Source organism: Allobosea sp. 10L422 (assembly GCF_056395345.1).
On sequence record NZ_JBFTJI010000004.1, the window covers coordinates 365,701 to 373,897 of the forward strand.

The 8,197-nt window shown below is 61.9% G+C and carries 8 protein-coding genes and 2 pseudogenes; 7 read left to right on the forward strand and 3 right to left on the reverse strand.

The window, feature by feature from the left end; genetic code table 11:
* Nucleotides 1–42: 42 nt before the first annotated feature.
* The 5 genes from AC1DEZ_RS11785 to AC1DEZ_RS11805 all read left to right on the forward strand — a co-directional run bounded on the left by AC1DEZ_RS11785 (nt 43) and on the right by AC1DEZ_RS11805 (nt 3,260).
* Nucleotides 43–516: a hypothetical protein gene (locus AC1DEZ_RS11785; RefSeq protein ID WP_441511515.1), complete on the forward strand. Its 474-nt coding sequence runs from the start codon at nt 43–45 to the stop codon at nt 514–516.
* Nucleotides 513–1,211 (forward strand): DUF1028 domain-containing protein, encoded by a 699-nt coding sequence (locus AC1DEZ_RS11790; RefSeq protein ID WP_441511516.1) that lies wholly within the window; start codon nt 513–515, stop codon nt 1,209–1,211. The genes AC1DEZ_RS11785 and AC1DEZ_RS11790 overlap by 4 nt, the downstream gene beginning before the upstream one ends.
* A gap of 23 nt (nt 1,212–1,234) precedes the next feature.
* Nucleotides 1,235–1,969: a DUF1028 domain-containing protein gene (locus AC1DEZ_RS11795; RefSeq protein ID WP_441511517.1), complete on the forward strand. Its 735-nt coding sequence runs from the start codon at nt 1,235–1,237 to the stop codon at nt 1,967–1,969.
* Between the two features lie 366 nt (nt 1,970–2,335).
* Nucleotides 2,336–2,653: a helix-turn-helix domain-containing protein gene (locus AC1DEZ_RS11800; RefSeq protein WP_441511518.1), complete on the forward strand. Its 318-nt coding sequence runs from the start codon at nt 2,336–2,338 to the stop codon at nt 2,651–2,653.
* 208 nt (nt 2,654–2,861) lie between these two features.
* Nucleotides 2,862–3,260, forward strand: a complete 399-nt coding sequence (locus AC1DEZ_RS11805; protein ID WP_441511519.1) for a c-type cytochrome — start codon at nt 2,862–2,864, stop codon at nt 3,258–3,260.
* Between the two features lie 40 nt (nt 3,261–3,300).
* Here the strand turns inward: AC1DEZ_RS11805 and AC1DEZ_RS11810 are convergent, their stop codons facing one another.
* Nucleotides 3,301–3,870: a nitroreductase family protein gene (locus tag AC1DEZ_RS11810; RefSeq protein WP_441511520.1), complete on the reverse strand. Its 570-nt coding sequence runs from the start codon at nt 3,868–3,870 to the stop codon at nt 3,301–3,303.
* 536 nt (nt 3,871–4,406) lie between these two features.
* On the reverse strand, nt 4,407–4,643 hold the full coding sequence (locus AC1DEZ_RS11815) for a ChaB family protein (protein ID WP_441511521.1): 237 nt from the start codon (nt 4,641–4,643) through the stop codon (nt 4,407–4,409).
* Nucleotides 4,644–4,671: 28 nt separating this feature from the next.
* On the opposite strand from AC1DEZ_RS11815, the pseudogene AC1DEZ_RS11820 reads away from it, so the two are divergent.
* Both AC1DEZ_RS11820 and AC1DEZ_RS11825 read left to right on the forward strand, forming a co-directional pair.
* Nucleotides 4,672–4,995: pseudogene (locus AC1DEZ_RS11820) on the forward strand (MBL fold metallo-hydrolase); the annotation flags it as partial.
* A gap of 286 nt (nt 4,996–5,281) precedes the next feature.
* Complete coding sequence (locus AC1DEZ_RS11825; RefSeq protein ID WP_476779710.1) at nt 5,282–6,847, forward strand: bifunctional aminoglycoside phosphotransferase/ATP-binding protein; 1,566 nt, start codon at nt 5,282–5,284, stop codon at nt 6,845–6,847.
* Nucleotides 6,848–6,893: 46 nt separating this feature from the next.
* Here the strand turns inward: AC1DEZ_RS11825 and AC1DEZ_RS11830 are convergent.
* Nucleotides 6,894–8,069, reverse strand: a pseudogene (locus AC1DEZ_RS11830) (ATP-binding protein); the annotation flags it as partial.
* Nucleotides 8,070–8,197: the final 128 nt, after the last annotated feature.

Sequence of the window (8,197 nt, forward strand, 5' to 3'; positions counted from 1 at the left end):
TCACTTGCCCGACGCATCGGAATCGCGTTTGGTTGGAGTATGATGAAGCCGAAGAAGATCGCCAGCTCCACCGCCCGCGAGTTCGAGCTGTTCGACGAGCTGATGCCGGTGCGCCGCTATAAGCTGCTGCTGCAGACCTTCCTGAAGCGCCGCGGTTCGGGCGCGCGACAGGCCATCGCCGAGTCGCTCGGGCACACACGCAGCTTCGTCACCCAGATCACCAGCCCGGCCTACGACCTCGCCATCCCCGCGGGACAGGTTCATGCCATCCTCAAGCTCGCGGAGCTGACCGCCGAAGAGGAGCGCATCTTCCTCGAGGCCTATGTCGAGGCGCATCCCGAGCGGGCGACGGAGATCTACGCGGCCTCGCATCGCGCTTTGACGATAGCGCTGCCCGATCTCGGCGATGCGGCAGCGCAAGCCCGGCTCGAGACGTTGATCCGCCGCCTCGCGGAGAGTGCGATCGAGAGCTTCGTCGACGAGGCGCGCATGCGCCAGCCGGGCCGCGCGGCATGAATATCGACCACACGCACAAGGGCACGATGCTGAGCGTGCTCGCGCGGGATCCGGCGGACGGCACCCTCGGCATTGCGTTGGCGTCCAGTTCGATCGCGATCGGTGCGCGATGCCCGCATGTCGAGACGGGGCGCGCTGCCGTGGCAAGCCAGGGGTTCACCAATCTCAAGGTCGGCCCGCTCGCGCTCGACCTCGTGCGCTGCGGGCTTACAGCGGCGGAGGTGCTGGAAGCACTGCGCCAACACGATCGCTGGCTCGACTACCGCCAGATCGGCATCCTCACCGCCGATGGCCAGATCGGCGCCCATACGGGCGCGCGGGCCACGAACTGGGCCGGCCATCGCATCGGCGGCGACCTGCTCATATTGGGCAACGGCCTTTCGCGCGGAGAGGCAGCGTTCGACGCGGCCTTGGCAGGACATGCCGGAAGCGCCGGTTCGCCGATGGCGAACCGGCTGCTCTGCGCGCTGGAGGAGGCCAAGGCTCTCCTTGGCGACGCCTTTCCTGTCAACTCAGCCTCGCTGCTGGTGCGCTCGCCAGGCGCCGAAAGCCAAATCGATCTTCGGGCCGACCTGCCCGGCCGCCCGATCGACGAGGGCGGCAGCGGACTCGCCGATCTCAGGCGGCTCTATGAAGAGTATCTGCCGCTGGTCGACATCTATGCAGCGCGTTCCGTAGCGCCACGACCCTTCTGACATCGAACCCGGGACGTCCTTTCATGACCTTCACCATCGTCGCCCGTTGTCCGGAGACCGAGCACCTCGGTGTTTGTCTCGCCACCAGTCCGCTCGGCGTCGCCTCGCGCTGCCCGCATGTGCGCGGCGGCGTGGCCGCGATCTCTTCCCAATGCCACTCCGACTGGCGCCACGGGCTGACGGGGCTCGACCTTGCCGCCCGGGGCTGGAGTCCCGAGGACATCCTCAGCGCCATCCGCCAGAAGGATCGCTTCTACGATTACCGCCAGATCGGCATCGTTACTGCGGAGGGTCGCGCTGCCGCGCACAGTCCCTCGAAGGGTTCGGACTGGACCGGGCATCGTGTCGGCGACGGCTTCGTCGCCATGGGTAACGGGCTGGTCGGGCCGAGGGTTGTCGATGCGATCTTCGACTGCTTCGTGGCGAGCGGCGGCATGCCATTCTTCGAGCGGCTCGTGACGGCGATCGAGGCAGGCGGGGCGGCGGGCGGCGAGCTGATCGGTCACAAATCATCCGGCATCATCGCTTGCGCACCGGGCGTGGACAGGCCCCTGATCGATCTTCGCATCGACATGGCCAATCCGCTTCCGGAGGAGGGCGGCGATGCGATCCGCGACTTGAGGCGCGTCTTCGACGCCTATGAACCATTGGTGCCGTACTATGCCGAGCATTGGCTCGACAATCCTGAGGTCTCCTACAGCGCTTATCTGGCCATGCCTTCAGCGGAGCGGGAAAGGCTGTCGGCGACGGGGCGATAGCGGTACGCGCCAGAGGCGGACTCTAGCTCCTCGTCCGAAACCGGGCCTTCGCGGTGCGGGACGCGATGTGCGTCGCGCGCAGTTGAAGAGGCAGAATTCGCGCCCACAAACACGACGGCGGCAGCCAAAATACCAGCGGCCGTCGGGCGTAGTGCCGGGGCCGGCTAAATTGCGGCAGCCCAGCTCGCTCAGGCGCTGCCTCTCTGTATAACAGCATAATCTACATTCTTGATCGTCGCATCGATCGGCGAGCCCTCGATGCGGGAGATCAGCATGTCAGCGGCCGCCCACCCCATCTGCGCCGGCTTCACGATTCCGCGAAATCCATCGCGGACGGTTGAAATGGTTGCGGCGTAGGAGGGCGTGATGCCGGATGATCACGCGCCCTCGAGGCCGCAAGAACTCCATGCCGATTTCGAACAAAATGTTCGGATTATAACTCGCGATATGGTTGCCGGCCGGTTGGTAATTGCAGCTCGCGGACTCCTCGGTTGGGAGCAGGCCGAGCTTGCCGGGAGGGCGGGCATCCGTCGGCAGACGCTTGCGGAGATGGAAGGTGATGTTCGGCGCCAGCAGGTCCGCGTTCGTAACGCCATTCTTGGGGTGTTGGAAGCCGAAGGAGTTCGCTTCGCAGAGGTGGGGGGGGCTTGCGGCGTCCTGAATGCCGGAGCCGGCAAACCATGATGCCTTCGATCCGTTGATTGCGCCTACACTTTTGCCTTTGCCGGTGACGCCCGGCGACGCTCCTTGCCTCCGAAAGTTCGCGGTTTTTGACCTTCGTCAAGGCCGAGCGGGCATTTCCGTGCGTCATATTGCTTCTCATGTCCGCATGGCTTGCGGGAGATAGCCCGTCCCTCGTCAGCCGGCACGAAGGCAAGGTTGGGACCGCGTCATGGCACAGAAAGCGATCAAACTCGCGGGGTTCGCGTTCTTCGTCCTGTTCGTATCGGGAGCTCATTTTCCTCTTCAAGCCGACGCGGATGAAGCAGGGAAGGCAGAATACGACAGCAGATGCGCGAGCTGCCATGGGCGAGGCGGCGCCGGCGATGGCGTGGTCGCTCCCGCCCTGAGAACCAAGCCTTCCGACCTGCGGAGGCTAACGCGGAATAACGGTGGTGTGTTTCCTGAACGTTTTCTTGTGAACGTTATAGATGGTCGGAAGTCGCTTCGCGCTCATGGCAATTATGAGATGCCGGTTTGGGGACGCGATTTGTCCAATGGTAATGCGGAAACATCGGAATCCGCAAATATTAAATCAATCGTCGATTATCTTAAAAGCATACAACAGTGAGCCCATAGAGAGTGGATTGGTTTCAATCCATTGAGATATTTCAAATCTCAATCTTGCTTCCGATCCATCGAGTGCGAGCGGGTGTTCTCGGAACGGCTGCGGCTTTCTCCGACGGGTAGCCTATGATGATTGGAGCGATCGGCATGAACCCAGCCGGGAGCTCGATGGCGCGCCTGCCATCTTCCGTTTCAAGCCAGCGCTGCGCGAGACCGCTCCAGCATGAGCCGAGTCCGAATGCATGAGCGGCCAGCATGAGGTTCTCCGCAGCAAGCGTTCCATCTTCGACCGCCCATTCTCCAGTTCGCGCCGAGACAACGATCAAGGCCGGCGCGTGATAGAGAATGTTGAAATTGGGATCGTGCATGTGAGCGTGAATTGATCGTGGCGGAGCGCGTTCAGCAACGTTGCTCATCAGTTCCTTCGCTGCTCCTGCAATCCGGTCCAGTCGCTCGTACTCCTGGATGATCGCGAAATCACAAGGCTGCTCATTGATCGCGCTTGGAGCTTGGATCGCCGCATCGATCTGGCGCTCGATGACCGGCCTGGATACCGGCTGGGGGGAAAATGCGCGGGTCGCCCGTCGACCATTTAGGGCTTCGAAGAATTCCATGGCGTTCTCCTCCCTGCCGCCAGAATTGAGCAAGTTGGGGCGCTAACCTTGATCCGGATCAATAAGCCATCGATCTTGAGTTCGTTGCGCCGAGTCCGGACCGCCTTATCTTCGAGTTCGGGCATTCAGCCGCGGGCAAGCTGAGGCGTGTGCTGATCGATCGGCAGTCGCTTCAATATCGCGACCTTAAGCGCATCGAGGACCGGGCCGAAGCGAGCGCTGGCCATTGCTCGGCACGAGCATGCTTCCAGGCTCGTCGAACCGGACATGAGACCTGACGTTCGGGAGCCGGGCAGGGAGCAAGGCCCGCTGGACATGGAGTTCGCGGCTTGCCCTCGCCGGTTGATTCATGGCGCCCCTGCCTGGCTGAATCGTGATTGCGCTCTATGGAACCAGATCCAGGCAAGCTGACCCTTGATGGCTGTCACGCCGGGAACATTTTCGGCGGCGATGCGGGCGAGTACCTCACGCGTTCATCGAATATCACGCCCGAGAGCGCCGCAATTTCCGAAACGATCTCCCAAGAAATCCGTCGACTATGGTCGTTTCGCCGAGACGGCGTGGTCACCGAGGAGAACCCAATGATCGCCATCTTTCGCGTAGGAGCGCTTGACCGCGGCCCAGGCGATGCGGTGGGCGATTTCCTCGCGTTCGGCATCGGCAGCATGGGAAGCAAAGGCATGGTTGAAGGTTGCGCGGTAGATATCCTGAGCATGCTCGGGCAGATGACCGCGCACCGTTGGCGGCAGGTCCATGTTAGCGGCATAGGGCATGGAGAAGTCCTCCGACTGCGACGCTGCGCTGATGAAGACAGGCAGCATCCCGACGGCGCCGATATTCGTCGATTCACCGCTTGCGACCAAGGCGAGCGGGGTCTTCGAGAAACACGCGGGCGACATGGCCAACGGTGACGCCTTGCTCGAGGCCTTGCAGGATCGCCAAGTCCGGTTCACGGAATCCGTCGAGCAAAGCAAGGCCATCGACCGCTTCCGCGGCTTTCATATCGTGATCGCAGCAAGCGGCATGTGCGATGCGGGACGCATACGGCATCATTTGAAGGAATGGCTGTGGCGCGGTACCGCGACGATCCTGTTCGTCGGCTTCCAAGCGCAGGGGACGCTCGGTACGGAAGGCTCTCATGTCCGAGTGAGCTTTGGCCGCTCTATGGCAGCCGATCGGCGGGATTGTCTTAGCGGGACATAACTTCGCGAATGAGACTGATGAAGGTCCGCAGACGCAGCCCGTCGGCAGTCCTTGATCATCGTCAAGGAGGAAGCCCAGTTCCTAAAGCGACGCGATTGCGATGGGCTGGTTCCGCCTACGTTTCGGAGATGCGAAGAGGCCTGCTTGACGAGTATCAAGGAGATTTCTCTGGGCGGCACGATAGTGGTTCTTCGTCCGGAGACTCGTCATGCAGATGACCAGCCAGAATGAAACGATCTGCTTCCTCGGTTCATGCGACACTTTCGGCGGTGGAGCGGAGTGGATGGAACTGATCTCCACCCACATTTCGGTCGTCTTGCTGATAGGATCCCGCGCCCTCAAGCTGAAACGCGCGGTCAAGCTCGCCTACGTGGATCTATCGACGCCGGAACGGCGGTTGGCGATGTGCGAGCAAGAACTGATGCTGAACCGTCGGACGGCTCCGGGTCTCTATCGCGCGGTCCATCGCATTACGCGCGAACGAAACGGCGAGCTCGCGTTGAACGGCCTCGGAGAGCTGGTCGACGCCGTTCTGGAAATGGAACGCTTAATTGACACCTTCCTCTTCGATCGAATGGCGCAACGGGACCGTTTGATCACGTCCGACATCTCTGAGCTCGCGGGCGCGATCGCTCGATTCCATCGAGCAGCGCCCGTCTCGTCGGATGCCGAGGGGGCCAAGCGGATGGAGCGCGTACTTGCTGTCAATGAGCGAGCTTTCGCCGATGCGGATATTCTCTCGCGCAGCCAAATCGAACCCGTCGTGACGGGCTGTCGGGAAGCGCTCGCGCGTCATGCGGGCTTGCTGGACCAGAGGGCTCGCGAGGGAAAGGTCCGGCGCGGGCATGGCGACCTGCATCTGCGCAACATCTGTCTGTCCGGGGGCAAACCGTTGCTCTTCGATTGCCTCGAGTTCGATGAGGACCTGGCGACCGTGGATGTTCTCTATGATCTCGCGTTCGTTCTCATGGACCTCTGGCACCGCAAGCTTGAAGCGCTCGCGAACGTCCTTTTCAATCGCTATCTCGACGCCTTTGACGACGAACTTGGAATCCGACTGCTGCCATTCTTCATGGCGGTCAGAGCGGCGGTCCGCGCTCATGTCGTTGCGGTCAACAGTGGGAGACCGGAGTCCGACCGGTTGAGCGAGGCGAGAGGCTATCTCGACCTTTGCCGCCGCCTGCTACGAGCCGGAACTCCTCTGCTGGCCGCCGTGGGCGGCTATTCAGGTTCGGGGAAGTCAACGCTTGCAGCGAGGCTCGCGCCAATGCTGGGGCCGCCTCCAGGCGCCCGCATAGCCGCGACGGATCGCATTCGAAAAAAGCTGTATGGCGTTCCGGTAGAGACCCGACTACCGACGGATGCCTATAGTGCGGATGTCTCCGTTCGAAGCTACTCGGCTATGATGCAGACAGCGGATATGGCGTTGATGCAGGGTCATGCCGCCATCGCCGACGCCGTGTTCGACCACCGGATCGATCGCGAGCGGATCGGGGAGGTGGCTCGACGTGCCGGGGTGCCTTTTTGCGGGCTTTGGCTCCAGGCATCGCGAGAGATGCTTTTGGAGCGCGTCTCGGCGCGCCGTGGTGATCCATCCGATGCCACGCCCAGCGTCGTAATCGATCAGATTTCCCGGCATGGGGCTGCGACGGAATGGACGAGAATCGCGGCACAGGAGAACATCGGCATCGTCGCCACGGCCGCTTTTGCAGCGATCGGGTTACACACTGGAGCCGCGGCGGTTTGGCCAGTCCAATCTATGCGCGACCAGTGACACGCGCGGTGTAGGCATAGGCTTGCCGTCGTGCTTGCGTGGAACTTCAGTCGAGCAGCATGCGCAGGCGCGTGGCCAGCTCCCGCGCAGTATATGGTTTCTTGAGCCAGCTTCCTTCCGCGAGCTCGCGTCCGGCGAGGCTGGGTTCGGCATAGCCGGATGTGAAGAGGACCTTCAGGCCCGGGCGAAGAAGGCGAGCTTCCCTGGCAAGTTCATCGCCGAACATGCCTCCGGGCATGATAATGTCGGTGAAAAGTAGTCGAATTTCTGGGTGCTCGGCAATCAGCGACAGCGCTTCCTTGCCGTCGGCTGCCTGGATGACGCGATATCCTTCCTCTTCGAGGCGCGCGATGACGACCTTTCGTACGCGGGCATCGTCCTCGACCACGAGGATACATTCGTCCGCGCGCGGCTTAACGGCAGGAACCGGATCGATGTTGCTCGTATCGGCAACGCGTTCCGGATTGGCGGCGGGAAGAAACAATCGGACGGTCGTTCCCTCGTTGAGTTCGCTGTACAGTTGGATGTGGCCGCCGGATTGACGTGCGAAGCCGTAGACCATGCTGAGTCCGAGCCCCGTCCCGGCGCCCACACCTTTCGTGGTGAAGAAGGGGTCGAATGCGCGTTGCTTGACCTCTTCCGTCATCCCGACTCCGGTATCGGAGACGCTGATAAGAACGTAGTCGCCCAGCCGAACCTGCGGGTACATCCGGACATAGTCGGGATCGAGGTGAATTCGCGCGGTCTCAACCTTGAGGCGTCCGCCGCGCGGCATCGCGTCCCGGGCATTGAGAGCAAGGTTCAGCAGTGCATTCTGCAACTGGGTCGTGTCGACGAGCGCCGTCAGAGAATGGCCGGTGGCGACGGTCTGCAATTCGATGGTTTCGCCAAGAGTTCTCCGCAGCAGCTCGGCGAACGTCGACACGAGCTGCTCTATATCCGTGAGTTTTGCATTGAGGGCTTGCCGCCGGCCGAAGGCGAGAAGTTGGCCCGTGAGTTTGGCTCCATCATCGGCCGCTCCCTGTGCCTCGCGTAGCAGGTCTCGCAATCGGCCGTCTTCGAGACGTCGTTCGATCATCTCCAGGTTCCCGCTGATCACCGTCAGCAGGTTGTTGAAGTCGTGCGCGATCCCGCCGGTGAGCTGACCGATGGCCTCCATCTTCTGGGATTGGCGCAATTCCTCCTCCATCCGGTGTCGGCTGGTCAGATCGCGGACTGATCCACCCCCGTTGAATTGGTCCACCCTGAAGTATGTCTTTTGGCAGACAGGAGGACCGATATGCCGAAGAAGCGCCACAAGCCCGAAGAGATCGTCGCAAAGCTGCGTCAGGTCGATGTGCTGGTCTCGCA